General features: G+C 63.1%; 19 protein-coding genes. 8 read left to right on the forward strand and 11 right to left on the reverse strand.

Annotation, left to right across the window (positions count from 1 at the left end):
* Nucleotides 1-3: 3 nt before the first annotated feature.
* Nucleotides 4-1,497, reverse strand: a complete 1,494-nt coding sequence (locus KCG88_RS17940; protein WP_210712825.1) for a YifB family Mg chelatase-like AAA ATPase — start codon at nucleotides 1,495-1,497, stop codon at nucleotides 4-6.
* Between the two features lie 186 nt (nucleotides 1,498-1,683).
* A complete protein-coding gene (locus KCG88_RS17945) occupies nucleotides 1,684-1,944 on the reverse strand; it encodes an accessory factor UbiK family protein (protein ID WP_011064192.1) in 261 nt (86 codons plus the stop codon).
* A gap of 416 nt (nucleotides 1,945-2,360) precedes the next feature.
* On the opposite strand from KCG88_RS17945, the gene glnK reads away from it, so the two are divergent.
* The 4 genes from glnK to sutA all read left to right on the forward strand — a co-directional run bounded on the left by glnK (nucleotide 2,361) and on the right by sutA (nucleotide 5,131).
* The gene (gene glnK / locus KCG88_RS17950) at nucleotides 2,361-2,699 is read left to right on the forward strand and encodes a P-II family nitrogen regulator (protein WP_002555808.1); all 339 of its coding nucleotides are present in this window, start codon (nucleotides 2,361-2,363) and stop codon (nucleotides 2,697-2,699) included.
* Nucleotides 2,700-2,732: 33 nt separating this feature from the next.
* The gene (locus KCG88_RS17955) at nucleotides 2,733-4,070 is read left to right on the forward strand and encodes an ammonium transporter (protein ID WP_047338110.1); all 1,338 of its coding nucleotides are present in this window, start codon (nucleotides 2,733-2,735) and stop codon (nucleotides 4,068-4,070) included.
* 209 nt (nucleotides 4,071-4,279) lie between these two features.
* Nucleotides 4,280-4,705: a secondary thiamine-phosphate synthase enzyme YjbQ gene (locus KCG88_RS17960; protein WP_011064190.1), complete on the forward strand. Its 426-nt coding sequence runs from the start codon at nucleotides 4,280-4,282 to the stop codon at nucleotides 4,703-4,705.
* Nucleotides 4,706-4,807: 102 nt separating this feature from the next.
* Nucleotides 4,808-5,131, forward strand: a complete 324-nt coding sequence (gene sutA, locus KCG88_RS17965; RefSeq protein ID WP_007926654.1) for a transcriptional regulator SutA — start codon at nucleotides 4,808-4,810, stop codon at nucleotides 5,129-5,131.
* Nucleotides 5,132-5,258: 127 nt separating this feature from the next.
* On the opposite strand, the gene KCG88_RS17970 is transcribed toward sutA, so the two are convergent.
* Genes KCG88_RS17970 through KCG88_RS17995 form a run of 6 tightly spaced genes read right to left on the reverse strand, consistent with a single transcriptional unit; the run spans nucleotide 5,259 to nucleotide 9,845 of the window.
* Nucleotides 5,259-5,963, reverse strand: coding sequence for an HAD family hydrolase (locus KCG88_RS17970; protein ID WP_210712826.1), 705 nt, complete (start codon nucleotides 5,961-5,963; stop codon nucleotides 5,259-5,261).
* Nucleotides 5,963-6,859 (reverse strand): tyrosine recombinase XerC, encoded by an 897-nt coding sequence (gene xerC / locus KCG88_RS17975; protein WP_210712827.1) that lies wholly within the window; start codon nucleotides 6,857-6,859, stop codon nucleotides 5,963-5,965. The genes KCG88_RS17970 and xerC overlap by 1 nt, the downstream gene beginning before the upstream one ends.
* Nucleotides 6,860-6,861: 2 nt before the next feature.
* The gene (locus tag KCG88_RS17980) at nucleotides 6,862-7,587 is read right to left on the reverse strand and encodes a DUF484 family protein (protein ID WP_210712828.1); all 726 of its coding nucleotides are present in this window, start codon (nucleotides 7,585-7,587) and stop codon (nucleotides 6,862-6,864) included.
* A 13-nt stretch (nucleotides 7,588-7,600) separates the two neighbouring features.
* Nucleotides 7,601-8,431, reverse strand: coding sequence for a diaminopimelate epimerase (gene dapF / locus KCG88_RS17985; RefSeq protein ID WP_011064186.1), 831 nt, complete (start codon nucleotides 8,429-8,431; stop codon nucleotides 7,601-7,603).
* Between the two features lie 4 nt (nucleotides 8,432-8,435).
* Entirely contained in the window at nucleotides 8,436-9,683 is a 1,248-nt protein-coding gene (gene lysA, locus KCG88_RS17990; RefSeq protein WP_047338107.1) for a diaminopimelate decarboxylase, read from the reverse strand.
* A gap of 9 nt (nucleotides 9,684-9,692) precedes the next feature.
* Complete coding sequence (locus KCG88_RS17995) at nucleotides 9,693-9,845, reverse strand: lipoprotein (protein WP_016966948.1); 153 nt, start codon at nucleotides 9,843-9,845, stop codon at nucleotides 9,693-9,695.
* A 239-nt stretch (nucleotides 9,846-10,084) separates the two neighbouring features.
* Between KCG88_RS17995 and cyaY the strand changes: the two genes are divergently transcribed.
* The 3 genes from cyaY (at nucleotide 10,085) to rnk (ending at nucleotide 11,211) form a co-directional block, all read left to right on the forward strand.
* Entirely contained in the window at nucleotides 10,085-10,417 is a 333-nt protein-coding gene (gene cyaY / locus KCG88_RS18000; RefSeq protein ID WP_011064183.1) for an iron donor protein CyaY, read from the forward strand.
* Between the two features lie 4 nt (nucleotides 10,418-10,421).
* Nucleotides 10,422-10,655, forward strand: coding sequence for a DUF1289 domain-containing protein (locus tag KCG88_RS18005; RefSeq protein ID WP_047289914.1), 234 nt, complete (start codon nucleotides 10,422-10,424; stop codon nucleotides 10,653-10,655).
* Between the two features lie 142 nt (nucleotides 10,656-10,797).
* On the forward strand, nucleotides 10,798-11,211 hold the full coding sequence (gene rnk / locus KCG88_RS18010) for a nucleoside diphosphate kinase regulator (RefSeq protein ID WP_011064182.1): 414 nt from the start codon (nucleotides 10,798-10,800) through the stop codon (nucleotides 11,209-11,211).
* Nucleotides 11,212-11,218: 7 nt separating this feature from the next.
* Here the strand turns inward: rnk and KCG88_RS18015 are convergent, their stop codons facing one another.
* From KCG88_RS18015 to KCG88_RS18025, 3 genes are all read right to left on the reverse strand, one after another.
* Nucleotides 11,219-14,065: a class I adenylate cyclase gene (locus tag KCG88_RS18015; RefSeq protein ID WP_210712829.1), complete on the reverse strand. Its 2,847-nt coding sequence runs from the start codon at nucleotides 14,063-14,065 to the stop codon at nucleotides 11,219-11,221.
* 169 nt (nucleotides 14,066-14,234) lie between these two features.
* Entirely contained in the window at nucleotides 14,235-14,480 is a 246-nt protein-coding gene (locus KCG88_RS18020) for a TIGR02647 family protein (RefSeq protein ID WP_011064180.1), read from the reverse strand.
* A 194-nt stretch (nucleotides 14,481-14,674) separates the two neighbouring features.
* Entirely contained in the window at nucleotides 14,675-14,959 is a 285-nt protein-coding gene (locus tag KCG88_RS18025) for a hypothetical protein (protein ID WP_011064179.1), read from the reverse strand.
* Nucleotides 14,960-15,084: 125 nt separating this feature from the next.
* Here KCG88_RS18025 and KCG88_RS18030 point away from each other — a divergent pair, with 125 nt between their 5' ends.
* Complete coding sequence (locus KCG88_RS18030; protein WP_047289910.1) at nucleotides 15,085-15,732, forward strand: glutathione S-transferase; 648 nt, start codon at nucleotides 15,085-15,087, stop codon at nucleotides 15,730-15,732.
* Nucleotides 15,733-15,737: the final 5 nt, after the last annotated feature.

Here is a 15,737-nt window from a genome sequence, read left to right on the forward strand (position 1 = left end):
CCTTCAATCGGCGCTGGGCCGATAGTGCAGGGCTTCGGCCAGGTGCTCGCGGCTGATGCGCGCAGCCTGTTCCAGGTCCGCCAGGGTACGCGCCACCTTGAGCAAACGATGAGCGGCCCGCAACGACAGGCCCAGGCGTTCGCAGGCCGCTTCCAGCCAGCCCTCGTCGGCTGTGGATAATTTGCAGTGGCGACGCAGGCCGGGCAGGTCGAGAAAGGCGTTGGCGCAGCCCTGGCGCTCGCGTTGCAGCTCGCGGGCCCCGGCGACCCTGGTGGCGGCTGCGGCGCTGTCATTGCCCGGTTGCGGCTCGGGGTTGAGGGCAGTGGCTTCGCGGGCCACGGTCAGGTGCAGATCGATGCGATCCAGCAGCGGCCCGGATAACTTGTTGCGATAGCGCTGGATCTGCTCCGGTGTGCAACGGCAGCGTCCGCTGGGCTCGCCAAGATATCCACAGGGGCAGGGGTTCATCGCTGCCACCAGTTGGAAGCGTGCCGGGAACTGCACCCGGTCCCGGGCTCGGGCAATGACGATCTGCCCGGACTCCATGGGCTCGCGCAGCACTTCCAGGACCTTGCGGTCGAACTCCGGCAGTTCATCGAGAAACAGCACGCCGTGATGGGCCAGGGTGATTTCCCCGGGCTGGGGTTTCGAGCCGCCTCCGACCAGTGCCGCACCCGAAGCCGAATGGTGGGGCTGGCGAAACGGCCGCTGTGGCCAGTAGCGCAGGGGCTTGTGGCTGGCCACCGACTGGATCGCCGCGACTTCCAGGGCTTCACCTTCCTGCAGCGGTGGCAGCAGGCCGGGCAGGCGGCTGGCCAACAGGGTCTTGCCGGTGCCTGGCGGGCCGCTGAACAACAGGTTGTGGGCGCCCGCCGCGGCGATCAGCAGGGCACGCTTGGCGGCGAGCTGGCCTTGCACTTCGCTGAGGTCGGGGTAGGGGAAGTGGCTCTGCACCAGGCCGTCGCTGAGATAGGGCGCAATCGGCGCGTGGCCGTTGAAATGGGCAACGGCCTCCAGCAGATGGTCCACCGCGATCACCTTTAGACCGCTGGCCAGGCAGGCTTCTTCGGCATTGGCCCGGGGCACCAGCAGGCTATGCCCGGCGTCGCGTGCCGCCAGTGCGGCGGGCAGTACGCCGCGTACCGGGCGCACCGCGCCGGACAGTGCCAGCTCCCCCAGGCATTCGATGTTGTCCAGGGCCAGGGCCGGCACCTGCACGCTGGCGGCAAGGATGCCCAGGGCGATGGCCAGATCGAAGCGCCCGCCGTCCTTGGGCAGGTCCGCCGGCGCCAGGTTGAGGGTGATGCGCCGGGCCGGAAAGTTGAACCCGGCATTGAGGATTGCACTGCGCACCCGGTCCTTGCTTTCCTTGACCGCGGCTTCCGGCAGGCCCACCAGGGTCAGGCTTGGCAAGCCGTTGGCCAGGTGCACTTCAACACTGACAGCCGGAGCCTGGACGCCGACCTGGGCACGGCTGTGAATGATTGCCAGGGACATGGGGAAAGCTTCCTTGCGACAGCGGGAACCGCGTCCTGCGGTGCTGCAAGGATAGATGAAGGGGCTGGTCAGAGGCGCGCCCGAATGGGCACAGGATATGTCGTCGGTGCGCGAGCCTTCGCCGGCAAGCCAGTTCCTACAGGACAGGTCTGTAGGAGCCGGCCTGCCGACGAACCCGGATTCAGATCATTGCGCTGCCGGGTTCAGCCGGGCTTCCAGCTCCGCCACCTTGGCTTCGAGGCTTTCCAGGCGCGCGCGCGTGCGGGCCAGGACCACCATCTGGCTGTCGAATTCCTCCCGGCTGACCAGGTCCAGCTTGCTGAAGCCGCTTTGTAGCAGGGCCTTGAGCTGGCTTTCGATTTCATTGCGGGGCAGGGGTGTTTCACCGCTGAGCAACCGCGAGGCGTGGCCGCTCAGGGCGTCGAGAAGGTCTTTGGGCGCGAGCATGGGAGAGTCCTGAATTGCAGTCGGCCCGCAGTGTATCACGCAGCAACGACGCTCCAGGTGGCCACGGGTTGCACGTTTTTCGCGCATCTGGCCGGGCGCCAACGCACCGTTTTTGTGCGTATCCCGGGCGCCGTTTTCCCGCATTGCCTGCCGGCTCCGGGCAAAGGACTGAAATCACTGCTTTTTCCCGAGCTGGCAAGCTTTCTGCTTAGACCCTGGTGACCCATGCACTGATGCAGTCGCTATGACGAATGCAGTGCGGCAGGCGGAGCGGGGAGTGTTTCGTCAGACAGCGGTTAGCTGGCGTCGGTCGGGCTGAGGAAGGCCGACGGTGCGTTACAAAGCCAGGCACTGCGCTTAGACTTGAGTCGGGTTTGTTTTCCTGGGGCAAGTCCACCAATTCGGGAGAGAGTTTCATGAAGCTAGTCACTGCCATCATCAAGCCGTTCAAGTTGGACGACGTGCGCGAGTCGCTGTCCGAGATCGGCGTGCAGGGCATTACCGTCACTGAAGTCAAAGGCTTCGGTCGGCAGAAGGGTCACACCGAGCTGTATCGCGGTGCGGAGTACGTGGTGGATTTCCTGCCCAAGGTGAAGATCGATGTCGCCATTGACGACAAGGATCTTGACCGGGTTATCGAGGCGATAACCAAGGCCGCCAACACCGGCAAGATCGGTGACGGCAAGATCTTCGTGGTCAATCTGGAACAGGCTATTCGCATCCGTACCGGCGAAACCGATACCGACGCAATCTAAGCCGCCAAACCCAACGCCCCAGGAGAAAACAATATGACTCTGCGTAAATTCGCAGGGCTAGGAGCCCTTTTGTCCCTCGTAATGCCAGGCCTGGCCATGGCGGCAGACGAAGCGGCGGCTCCAGTCCTCAACTCCGGCGATACCGCCTGGATGCTGACCTCCACAGCCCTGGTGCTGTTCATGACCATTCCTGGCCTGGCGCTGTTCTACGGCGGCATGGTGCGGTCGAAAAACATTCTTTCGGTAATGATGCAGTGCTTCGCCATTACCGGCCTGATCACTGTCCTGTGGTTCATCTACGGCTACAGCATGGCGTTCGACACCACCGGGATGGAAGCCGGCGTGGTCAACCTCAATTCCTTCGTGGGCGGCTTCTCCAAGGCCTTCCTGGCGGGCATCACCCCGGCCAGCCTGACCGGCCCGGCTGCGCTGTTCCCTGAAGCGGTATTCGTCACCTTCCAGATGACCTTCGCCATCATCACTCCAGCACTGATCGTCGGTGCCTTCGCCGAGCGGATGAAGTTCTCCGCCATGCTGATCTTCATGGGCGTGTGGTTCACCCTGGTGTATGCGCCGATCGCCCATATGGTCTGGAGCGGTCCGGGCTCGCTGCTGGGCGACTGGGGCGTGCTGGACTTTGCCGGCGGCACCGTGGTGCACATCAACGCCGGTATCGCGGGCCTGGTGGCTTGCCTGGTGCTGGGCAAGCGCAAGGGTTTCCCGACCACGCCGATGGCGCCACACAACCTGGGTTACACCCTGATGGGCGCAGCCATGCTGTGGATCGGCTGGTTCGGCTTCAACGCCGGTTCCGCCGCTGCCGCCAACGGCACCGCCGGCATGGCCATGCTGGTCACTCAGATCGCGACGGCCGCCGCCGCCCTGGGCTGGATGTTTGCCGAGTGGATCACCCACGGCAAGCCTAGCGCGCTGGGCATCGCTTCGGGTGTGGTCGCAGGCCTGGTGGCAATCACTCCGGCTGCCGGTACCGTTGGCCCGATGGGCGCCCTGATCATCGGTCTGGCGGCCGGTGTGGTGTGCTTCTTCTGCGCCACCAGCCTCAAGCGCAAGCTGGGATATGACGACTCCCTGGATGCCTTTGGCGTGCACGGCATCGGGGGTATTCTCGGTGCGATCCTCACTGGTGTGTTCGCCGCTCCGTCCCTGGGTGGTTTCGGCACCGTCACCGATGTTGCGACTCAGGTCTGGATCCAGGCCAAGGGCGTGGGTTTCACGGTGATCTACACCGCGATCGTCACCTTCATCATCCTCAAGGTTCTGGACGCGGTCATGGGGCTGCGGGTGAGCGAGGAAGAAGAGGCGGTCGGCCTCGATCTGGCACAACACAACGAGCGTGGTTACAACCTGTAATCGCGCAAGAAAAAAAGCCCGGCTCCGGCCGGGCATTTTTTTGCCTGAAGTTTGTCATTGAGAAAGGCTGAAAGGATTTTCTGACAAGCATTGGCGTGTTTGTCGTGACGATTTCCGGCAGGGCAAATGCTTACACTAAAGCAGGATTATTCGGCGCTTTGTTTTTTCCCTGAGCGCGCTAGAATGCGCGCCGAAGCGTGGAGATCGGTATGTGGCAACAGACCCTGATTACCCTGCGGGCCAGGCCCCGGGGCTTTCATCTGGTGACGGACGAGTTGCTCGCCGGCCTGCCTGAGTTGAAGGCATGTCGGGTTGGCCTGTTGCATCTGTGGCTGCAACATACCTCGGCCTCGTTGACCATCAACGAGAACGCCGATCCGGCGGTACGGCGTGACTTCGAGCGTTACTTCAACACCCTGGTGCCTCAAGGCATGGCCGGGTACGAACATAACGACGAAGGCGCGGATGACCTGCCGGCGCACTTCAAGGCCAGTTTGCTAGGCTGTCAGCTGACTTTGCCGGTAGCGGCGGGGCGTCTGGCGTTGGGCATCTGGCAAGGCGTTTATCTGGGCGAGCATCGCGATCATGGCGGTGCTCGCAAAGTCCTTGCCACCTTGCACGGTGATAAGGCATAAGCCGCTGAGTATCAGTGGACGTTGATTTTTTTCCGGCGGCCTTCGACAGTCGGCACAGCTGGGCTATAACTAATCTGCTTTTCGCAAGTCATGAGGTAGAACATGAGCGACGATGATCTGGAAAACGACGACCTCGAAGTAGGTGACGAAGACGAAACCGAAGAAGGTCTTGAAGCGGCCGCCGACGATGTGGCGGAAGACGATGGCAGTGATGTTCCTGCTCCAACCGCCAAAGGCAAGGCCAAGGCTGCCGTCTCGGTAGACGAGCTGCCGAGTGTCGAAGCCAAGAACAAGGAGCGTGATGCACTGGCGCGTGCCATGGAAGAGTTCCTGGCCCGTGGCGGCAAAGTGCAGGAAGTCGAGGCCAACGTGGTCGCCGATCCGCCCAAAAAGCCTGATAACAAGTACGGCAGCCGGCCTATCTGAGCCTTGCACCTTGCTTGCTGAAAAAGCCCGCCGTCGCTGCGGGCTTTTTCATGGGCACCCTTTTCGGAAGCGGCCCCCGAGCGCCGGCGCTTGCTGTAGGAGCGAGCTTGCTCGCGAAAGCGCCGGTTCAGGCGCCGCGATGCCAGCGGGCAAGCAGCCCGGGTAGTTCAATCAGGCTGCGGATCTCGGCGTCTGGCGCGCGTTCGGCTTCCCAGGCCTTGCCGTTGGGATTGAACCAGATCGCACGCAGGCCCGCCTGCTGTGCGCCGGCAATGTCATCCCCCGGGTGGTCGCCGATATGCACGGCGGTGTCGGCAGTCGCTTCGCCACGCTGCAAGGCTTCGTGGAACAGCCGGGCGTCGGGCTTGGCGATGCCGATGTCTTCGGCGCACAGCGCGAACTTGAAGTAGTCCGCCAGGCCCAGGCGGCGCACGTCGGCGTTGCCGTTGGTGACCACGCCAAGGGCGAAGTGATTGGCCAGGGCTTCCAGGGTCGGCTGGACTTCTGGAAAGATCTCCAGCTGATGCCGGGCATGCAGGAAAACCTCAAAACTCTGGTCGGCCAACTGGTTGGCCTGGGCAGGGTCATACCCGGCTTCTTCCAGGGCATGAAACAGCACCTGGCGGCGCAGGGCGCTGATCCTGTGCTTGAGGCTCGGCTGGGCGAGCAGCACCCGTTCGCGAATGGCCCACAGATGCTCCACCGGCACGCCTCCGAGATGGGGTGCGTGTTCGGTCAGCCACTGGCGCAGGGTGGCTTCGGCACTGACGATGACCGGGGCGGTATCCCACAGGGTGTCGTCGAGGTCGAAGGTGATCAGCTTGATGGTCATTACTCACCGCCTTTGTTGCGTTTGGCCCGTGGGTGGGCGCTGTCGTAGACCGCTGCCAGGTGCTGGAAGTCCAGGTGGGTGTAGATCTGCGTGGTCTTGATGTCCGAATGCCCCAGCAGCTCCTGCACGGCGCGCAGGTCCTGGGAGGATTCCAGCAAATGGCTGGCAAAGGAATGGCGCAGCATGTGCGGGTGCAGGTTCTGCCCCAGTTCGCGCTCGCCGGCGGCCTTGACCCTCAGCTGGATGGCCCGCGGCCCCAGGCGCCGGCCCTTCTGGCTGACGAACAGGGCACCATCGGGCGGGTTGCTCAGGGCGCGCAGGAGGAGCCATTGCTCCAGGGCTGCCCGAGCCTTCTTGCCCACCGGCAGGACCCGGGTCTTGCTGCCCTTGCCATGGACCTGCACCAGGCCGTCCGCCAGGTCCAGCTGATCGAGGTTGAGGCTGGTCAGTTCGGAAAGGCGCAGGCCGCAGGAGTAGAAAAGTTCGAGAATCGCCTGGTCGCGGTGGGCCAGGAAGTCGTCTTCCACGGCGCCATCGAGCAACTGCAGGGTGCGGTCGGTGTCCAGGGTCTTGGGCAGGCGTCGTTCGCCCTTGGGCGGCGCCAGGCCGTTGGCCGGGTCGTGAGTGCACAAGCCTTCGCGGTTCAGGTAGTGGTAGAGCCCGCGTACCGCTGACAGCAGGCGCGCCAGGCTGCGGGACGACTGGCCCTGCTGGTGCAGGCGGGCAATCAGGCTGCGCAGGCCCTGGATGTCCAGGTCGGTCCAGCTGCGCACCTGCATTTTCTCGCAGAAGCCCAGCACCTTTTCGAGGTCGCGCCGGTAGGCTTGCAGGGTGTGGGGCGACACCTGGCGCTCACTGCGCAGGTGCGCGCAGTAGGCGTCCAGCTGTTGTTGCATGGTCAGCGTACCGAGCGCAGCGAGTGGGTGAAGCGCGGCAGAACGCGGCCGGTGACTTCGGCGATGTAGTTGAGGAACAGGGTGCCCACCGAGCTCTTGTAGTGCTGCGGATCACGGCTGGCGATCGCCAGCACGCCATGCATGCCCTGATGCGCCAGGGCCACCACCGCGGTAGAGCCGATCTGCTTGCGCTGCTCTTCGCCGAAAAGGAAATCCAGCTCGTGTTCGCGCAGGCTGCCGCTGACGCTCTTGCCTTCGGACAACAGGCCGCCGATGGCGCCCTGGGCTTCGGCGGCGGAGACCCAGCGACCCACCGGCATGGCGCTGTCGCTGAACAGGATCAGGCTGACGAAGGGCACCTGGAAATCCTGGCGCAGGCTGTCTTCGACGCTCATCACCACTTCTTCCAGGCTGGTGGCGTCCATCAGCGCGAGGATCAGGCGGCGGGTCTTGTCGAACATCCGGTCGTTGTCCCGGGCCACGTCCATCAGCTGCGACAGGCGATGGCGCATCTCGATGTTGCGCTCGCGCAGGATCTTCATCTGCCGCTCCACCAGCGATACGGTGTCGCCGCGCTGATGGGGAATGCGCAAGGCCGGGAGCAGTTCATCGTGGTCGACGAAGAAGTCCGGGTGGGCCTCCAGGTAGGCGGCGACGGCTGCCGCCTCCAGGTTTTCGGACGGTGATTGGTCGGGCGTTTCGGCAGGAACCTGCGGCTGATCAGTCATGGATTTCGCTCACTTAAAGACGCACCTGTCCTTCGTATACGCGCACTGCCGGGCCGGTCATCATCACCGGTTGGCCAGGGCCTGCCCACTCAATGGACAGGCGCCCGCCCGGCAGGTCGATCAATAGGGGCGAATCCATCCACCCCTGGCTAATCGCGGCCACAGCAGCAGCGCAGGCGCCGGTGCCGCAGGCCTGGGTTTCCCCGGCGCCGCGTTCCCAGACCCGCAGTTGCGCGCGCTGGCGGTCCAGGACCTGGAGAAAACCGACGTTGACCCGCGCCGGGAAGCGCGGGTGGTGTTCGATCTTCGGCCCCAGCTCGTGCACCGGCGCGCTGTTGATGTCATCCACCCGCAACACGGCGTGGGGGTTGCCCATGGACACCGCGGCCAACTGCACCTGGCGGCCATCGACATCCAGCGTGTAGCTGTCGGCCTGGGCCGGCGCCTGGAACGGAATGTCCGCCGGTACCAGGCGCGGCGCGCCCATGTTCACGCTGATCTGGCCGTCGTTGCGGATGTCCAGCTCGATCACGCCGCTCTTGGTCTCGACGCGGATCTGGCGCTTGGTGGTCAGGCGCTTGTCCAGCACGAAGCGGGCAAAGCAGCGCGCACCATTGCCGCACTGCTCCACTTCGGAGCCGTCGGAGTTGAAGATCCGGTAGCGGAAATCCACGTCCGGGTTGCTCGGGGCCTCGACGATCAGCAACTGATCGAAGCCGATCCCGGTATTGCGATCACCCCATTGTTTGGCGTGCTTGGGCAGAATATGCGCGTGCTGGCTGACCAGGTCGAGAACCATGAAGTCATTGCCCAGGCCGTGCATCTTGGTAAAACGCAGCAGCATGGTCTTACTCCGGCAGCAGGCTTTCGCCAGCGAATAACTCGGCTACCGTCTCGCGGCGACGTACTTCAACAGCCTGGTCACCATCGACCAGTACTTCTGCGGCACGACCGCGGGTGTTGTAGTTCGAGCTCATGACGAAACCATAGGCACCAGCGGAATGCACCGCCAGCAGGTCACCCTCGGCCAGGGCCAGGGTGCGTTCCTTGGCGAGGAAGTCGCCGGTTTCACAGATCGGGCCGACGATGTCGTAGGTACGGGGTTCGGCCTCTCGCGGGCGCACGGCGCTGACATCCATCCAGGCCTGGTACAGGGCCGGGCGGATCAGGTCGTTCATGGCGCCGTCGACGATGGCGAAATCCTTGTGTTCGGTGTGCTTGAGGTATTCGACCCGGGTCAGCAGGACGCCGGCGTTGGCCACGATGAAGCGGCCCGGTTCGAACACCAGGGCCAGGTCGCGACCGTCCAGGCGCTGGCGCACGGCCTTGACGTAGTCGGCGGCCAGCGGTGGCTCTTCGTCGCGATAGCGCACGCCCAGGCCGCCACCCAGATCGATGTGGCGCAGGTAGATGCCGCATTCACCGAGGCGGTCCACCAGGTCCAGCAGGCGGTCGAGGGCGTCGATGAAGGGTTCCAGGGTGGTCAGTTGCGAGCCGATATGGCAGTCGACACCGACGATTTCCAGGTTCGGCAGCTGCGCGGCGCGGATGTACACATCCTCGGCGGTGGCAATGTCGATGCCGAACTTGTTTTCCTTGAGCCCGGTGGAGATATAGGGGTGAGTGCCGGCATCCACGTCCGGATTGACCCGCAGCGAGACCGGTGCACGAACGCCCAGCTCGGCCGCTACCAGCTGCAGGCGCTCCAGCTCTTCGGCGGACTCGACGTTGAAGCAGTGGACGCCGACTTCCAGGGCACGACGCATGTCGTCACGGGTCTTGCCGACACCGGAGAAGACAATCTTGTCGGCCTGCCCGCCCGCGGCCAGGACCCGCTCCAGCTCGCCCCGGGAGACGATGTCGAAACCAGCGCCCAGGCGCGCCAGGACATTCAGTACGCCAAGGTTGGAGTTGGCTTTTACCGCGAAGCAGACCAGGTGCGGCATGCCGGCCAGAGCCTGGGCATAGGCCTGGTACTGGGCTTCGATGTGCGCACGGGAATAGACGTAGGTGGGCGTACCGAAACGTTCGGCAATGGCGGACAGGGCTACGCCTTCCGCGAACAGCTCCCCGTCGCGGTAGTTAAAAGCGTCCATGGTTTGCCCTTAGTAGGTGTCGTGCTTGTGCGACTGCGACTTCGCCTGCTCTTCAGGGGATTTGCTGTCATCAGGCAGGTACAGCGGGCCTTTCTGGCCGCAGGCGGTAACGAGGCAAGCAACCGCGACGAGCGCAGCAAGGGAAGAGATCAGGCGCTTCATGGCGAAATCCTTGAGAATGCGTAAATTGCGCCCGAGTATACCGGCCACCCGGCAGCTTGCCTATGCAGCGTAACTCCCGTCCAGAGGGCCTTTGCCAAGGCCCGGCCGGTGGCTTTGGTCGGGCGCTCGTGCAATGGGCGTCGCATTTATTTCCTCGTTCGGTATCCTTTGCATTCGCCGGGGAGCGCCCGTATCTTGCGGCGCTTGAGCGTGAGTAGACACTTTTCGAGGTTCCCGCAATGAGTTTGACCGAAGCCCGTTTTCACGACCTGGTGGATGCCACCCAGCAGACGCTGGAGGATATTTTCGATGAGAGCGACCTGGACATCGACTTGGAAAGCTCGGCCGGGGTGCTCACCGTCAAGTTCGACAACGGCAGCCAGGTGATCTTCAGTCGCCAGGAGCCTTTGCGCCAACTCTGGCTGGCTGCGCGTTCTGGGGGGTTCCACTTCGACTACGACGAGGAAAGCGAGCGCTGGATGTGCGACAAGAGCGAAGAGCAGTTGGGGGAAATGCTGGAACGCATTGTCCTGGAGCAGGCCGACATCAAGCTCGAGTTCGAAGGGCTCTGATACCGTGACCCAGCCCGCCCCGGCCCGTGCGCCCAAGCCGCTCTACAGCAACGTCAGCCCGGCGGTGAGCTCGCCGTGCATCAGCCTTTGTCGCCTCGATGAGGAGAAGGTCTGTCGCGGCTGTTTCCGCCATGTGGAGGACATCCGTGAATGGCGTTCGGCCGATGATCAGCGCCGGCGAGTGATCTGCGCCCAGGCGCTGCAGCGCAAACAGAGTGCGGCGGCAGGCGGGATTTAGCTTCGTACTCGTACGGTTTGTTTATTCAGTGTGCTGTGATAGTGTCCAGCTTCGCCTCGCTACATCGAGGCCGGTGAGAACCCCGTCTTATTTGGCGGGGTTTTGCTTTTTTGTGCAGAAAAAATAGGAGTCAGCCAGGATCATGAGTACTGCACCATCCATCATCCTTACCCGCCTTGACGTGCAACGTCTGGAGCGCCTGATCGACAGTCTGGACGACTCGCTGCCAGGTGTCATTGCACTGCAAACCGAGTTGGATCGTGCCGAAACGCTGGTGGGTCACGATGAAGTACCGGCCGGTGTCGTAACCATGAATTCGCGTGTGCACTGCCGTGAAGAAAGCAGCGGCAAGGACTACCACCTGACCCTGGTGTATCCACAGGACGCCAACGCCGACGAAGGCAAGATTTCCATCCTGGCACCGGTGGGCAGCGCTCTGCTGGGCCTGCAGGTAGGCCAGTACATCGACTGGCCGGCTCCGGGTGGCAAGACCTTGAAGCTGACCCTGCTGGAAGTTGAATACCAGCCGGAAGCCGCAGGCGACTACCACCTCTGATCCTCGGCTAGACCTGCTCGAGCGCGTCGTTCAGTGCGCGCTCCAGGCTGGCCTTGTAGCGCAGATACAGGATGCTCGGGCTTTGTATGTCACCGAGCAGCCCTGAAAGATCCAGGTCCGTGATGTAGCAGCGATAGCGCTCTGTTTCATGGCGCTGCCCGACGATTTCCTGGGCCACCGCGGCGAACAGTTGATCGCCATATTCCAGATCGGAAAACTCCCGTTGATTGCAGTACAGCGAGACCTGCACCTGGCCTGGTGCTGCCTTGCCGATGATCGCCTGCACGTCATAGAAAGCTTTGTCCACCGGCGTCGGTGGGGCTGGCCGCGGCTCTACCCGACGTGCGCGGCCCGTGCCCGAGGGCAGAATCTGCAAGTAGAGTGTGTCCAAAGGTTTCTCGGGCTGGTTGCTGTCCATCGGCAGCAGCGCCTCGCGGCGGTAGAGAATCGACTGCAGGAAGCGCTGCAGGGGCACCAGCAGGCTGTGCTCGTCGTGATAGGGCAGGGTCTGTTGCCACAGCGCGTTGTACTCATCGAGCACGTAAAGCTCCGCGTGCTCGTCGATGATCCGATAGAACACCTGGATGCAGTCCGGCTGGCCCATGGGCAGGATCAGCGCCAGGTCATGGTCTTCCAGCGCCATCGGGTCAAGGTGCAGTGGGCTGTAGCGGTTCTGCTCCTGGCCCAGGTACTCCAGCAGTGCGGCAGGGGTTGCCATGGCCCGGTGCCGAACCTGCCCTGGCACCAGTTCAAGCACGTGGTAGTGCTGCTGCACCTGGATCAGGTAACGGTAGTTGAGCTGGCTGAGCAACAGGTTGTGCGCGGTTTCGAACAGCTCTTCCACCCGGCGGGCAATGAATTGCGCGCGGTTGTGACAGAAGCAGCGAACCCGCAGCCGCGGTTGCGGGCCGGCCGGCAGATTGTTCAGGTAGTCCCGCAGGCAGTCGAGCAGCGCATGCTCGGCGTCGTAGCGGCCGACCATGACCTCGTTCCAGCTATTGAGGGTGACCTGATCCAGGGTCAGCACCAGATTCTCGCGTACCCCGGCATAGCTCAGGGAGTCGGTGCGTTCGGTGGTCATCAGAATATTCAGGTCGCGGTGGTGCTTGAGGGGGTCGACCCCGACATTCACCAGGATCAGCACTTCGCCGGGCACGGCGGCGTGCAGCAACTGTTCCTCGCTGACTGTCGTCAAGGGCAGTGGCACGGTCTGCTGCAGGCTGCCCAGCAGGTTGAACAGTTCGAATTCGCTCAGGTCGCTGCTGCCCGGGTGCAGGGCCAGGCGGGTGCTGCTGTCGATCACGCCGTTGCGATGGCACCAGGTAAGCAGCTCCAGCAGCTCGCGACTGCGCTTGATCGGGGCGAAATGCTCCCACTCCAGGGCGGTCAGGCTGCCGTTGTACAGCCCCCAATGGTTCTGCCCGGGTTCCTTCTTGTTCGGCGACTGCACCAGGGTGAGGGTGTCTTCGGCCAGGTCCGGGGCAATGCCGGGGTTGATGAACTCGATCTTCCCGGCCTTGCGCTCGAAGGCCGCATACAGGCGCCGGCCCAGGACATTCAGGTCACGCTTGTTGATCAGGCTGGCGGCCTGTTCGGTGCGGGCGAACTGGGTCAGAAAGCGATAGCTGTAGTTGAGCTCGTTGACCAGGGCCCGGCGCTCGCTGCTGACCTGGCGCACCTTCCACTGGGTGCGGCTGTCCAGCAGGGCCAGTTGGCGTTGGTCCCAGCCCCACTCACTGGCCAGGCGCTCCAGCAGAGCGCGCTGCCAGTTCGGGCTGCGGGCGGCGTTGCCGACGGTAAGCTTGCGGTTGACCTTGAGGTACAGGCTGCGCCGTACCAGCTCCAGGCGCTCCGGCTCGCCGCGAGCCTTGAGGTATTCCTCGATGCGTCGGTAGACCACGATGTAGGGGTCCAGCTCATCCAGGTCCAGGCGGTTGGCAAACACCGCCTGCTTGAAGCGCAGGCTCAGGCACTGGACCCTGGGATGCTCGCTGGCATAGACCTCGATCAGCAGCAGCTTGAGTACGGACTTGTAGGGCGACTCGATGCCCTTGAACAGTTGCCACAGCCCGGCGCCGATGAACTCGCCGGGCGGAATGCGTGCCATGTGGCCCAGGTCGAGGTTTTCCTCGGCGGGGACGAAGCGCTTGGACAACAGGGTGTCGATGTACTGTTCGTAACGGCGTTCTTCGTACACCGGTACCAGCCACCACAACGGTGTGCGCCCGGCCAGCCAGATCGCGGTGCGGTAGAACTCGTCCAGCAGCAAGTAGTGCTGGGTGGTGCCGCAGTCGTCCGAACTCAGCTGAGTGTCCCGTTCCCCGCGGACAAAGCGGTTGGGGTCGATCAGGAAGAAATGAGCTTCAGCACCCTGGCCGGCCGCCCAGGTCTCCAGCAATTGGCACTTCTTCTGCAATTCGGCCAGCTCGTTTTCGCCCAGATCCGGCGCATGGCATACCCACACGTCCATGTCGCTCTGGTCCGCCTGGGCCAGGGTCCCCAGGCTGCCCATGAGAAACAGGCCATGAATCGGCCGTGGCGGGTTGCCGTGGCGCGGCTTGTAGGAAAACGATCGGGTCAGGCGCTGGGCTTCGGCCAGGGCCTGGGGGTCGGGTTCGTAGCAGGAAAGCCCCGCCGGGGTGGCTCCGGATACATAGCCGGGCAACAACGGGTGATTGACGTGAAAGAACAGCGGCAACAGGTTGAGGACCAACTGCTGGCGTGTCGACAGCCCTTCCATTGCCCGGGCCATGCGCCCTTCATTGAGCTTCAGGAAACGCGCGCGCAGTTGGCTGAGAACCTTGCGATCGATTCCTTCATCCAGATCGGGACGGATTTCATGGGTATGGGGCATTTCAAGCGGAGCTCGAACGTGGCGGTATTGAAGATGGCGAGCAGTTTACCGTCAGACAGGGCCCAGCCTTAAACTGATTTTATTTTTTGACGCCAGATTTCTAGCGCATTCGGAGGGAGGCGCCTACGGAATCCGACAGACGGGAACCCCGCAGGCCGATGCAGGTTGTTCAGGCGACTTCTTTGACGTTCAGGATGGTCAGCAGGCCCTGGGCATGTTCAGCGGCGTCCCGCCCGAGGCTGGTCAGATAGCCTCCATCGGGTTGGGTGATCAGTTCCTTGTCAAACAGGCGTTGGGCGGCGGCGATGGCAGAAGGGGCGGCGGTCTGATGGATTTTCAGGCCTTCCTGGGAGTTGTCCAGGTTGAAGAGTGCAAGGATTTCCAGTTCGGCAACCAACTCAGGGGTATACGACATAAGGACTCCAGACTTTCTAGGAATTAGAGGTCAGCGTTCTTAAGGTGAACGCAGAAAGGCGGCGTGTCCAGCGTTCGCTGAGGAGTTTTATCCCCGGGTGCAGCGGTATTTGGCCGCAGGGTGGTGGCAGTGTAGTCGGGGCGCGAGGCGCGGGCGGGAAAGAGTGCCGGAGCCTGGACTCCGGCAGCGCGGGGTCACTGCTTTTCGGGAGGCAGTTCCGGCAGGGCGCGAAGGGCGGCTTCGTACCATTGGGTGTCGAAGGCGCGGTCCTGTTCGAGGATGGCGTCGATCTCGATTGCCAGTACATGGGCCATCAGATTGAGGATTTCCTCGCGCTCGTAGCCCACCAGGGTCAGTTTGTTGAACGTGGCCTTGGCCGCTGGTGGGTTGTCGCTTTCGATCTGGTTCTCGATCGCTTCGATCAGGGTATTTTCGGCGAACTCTTCTTCGTCGGTGTCGATATCGGTTGGCTCGCTCATGGCAGGCTCCTCAAGGAAAGGTCGCCAGTTTACTCGTATTCAGCGGCTCGATGCTGCTGGCCAGAGTGGGATTGACCTTCTATAAAAAAGCCCTGCCAACCCCTGCACGGCCTGGAGGCTACGGGATGTTAAAGCTCTATGGGTTCGCCATCAGCAACTACTACAACATGGTCAAGCTGGCCTTGCTGGAGAAGGGGCTGCCTTTCGAAGAGGTGCTGTTCTACGCCGGCCAGAGCCCTGAGGCGCTGGCTATCAGCCCTCGGGGCAAGGTTCCGGTGCTGGAGGTGGAGCAGGGCTTCATCAGCGAAACCAGCGCGATTCTCGATTACCTGGAGCAGGTGCGGCCGGTGCCGGCGCTGCTGCCTGAGGACGCTTTCGAACGTGCCCAGGTGCTGGCACTGGCCAAGGAGATAGAACTGTACATCGAGCTGCCGGCCCGGGCCTGTTTCCCCGAAGCGTTCTTCGGTGCGACCCTGCCCGAGGCGATCAAGGAGAAGGCCGGGATCGAATTGCTACAAGGCTTTGCCGCATTGCGCCGGCATGCCCGGTTCGCCCCCTATGTAGCGGGTGCCAGCCTGAGTGTGGCGGACCTGTATTTTCAGTACAGCGTGAACCTTGCCCTGATAGTCGGGGACAAGTTGTTCGGAATCGATTTTTTGGCCGAGATGCCCGAGGCCCGGGCCTTGCTCGAACGCCTGGAGCAGACCCCCAACGCCCGACGCATCGCCGCTGACAAGGCGGCACTGATGGCCGCCAGAAGGTCAGGGCGCTAGGTACC

The sequence above is a fragment of the Pseudomonas sp. MWU349 genome (assembly GCF_017947325.1).
GTDB lineage: Bacteria > Pseudomonadota > Gammaproteobacteria > Pseudomonadales > Pseudomonadaceae > Aquipseudomonas > Aquipseudomonas protegens.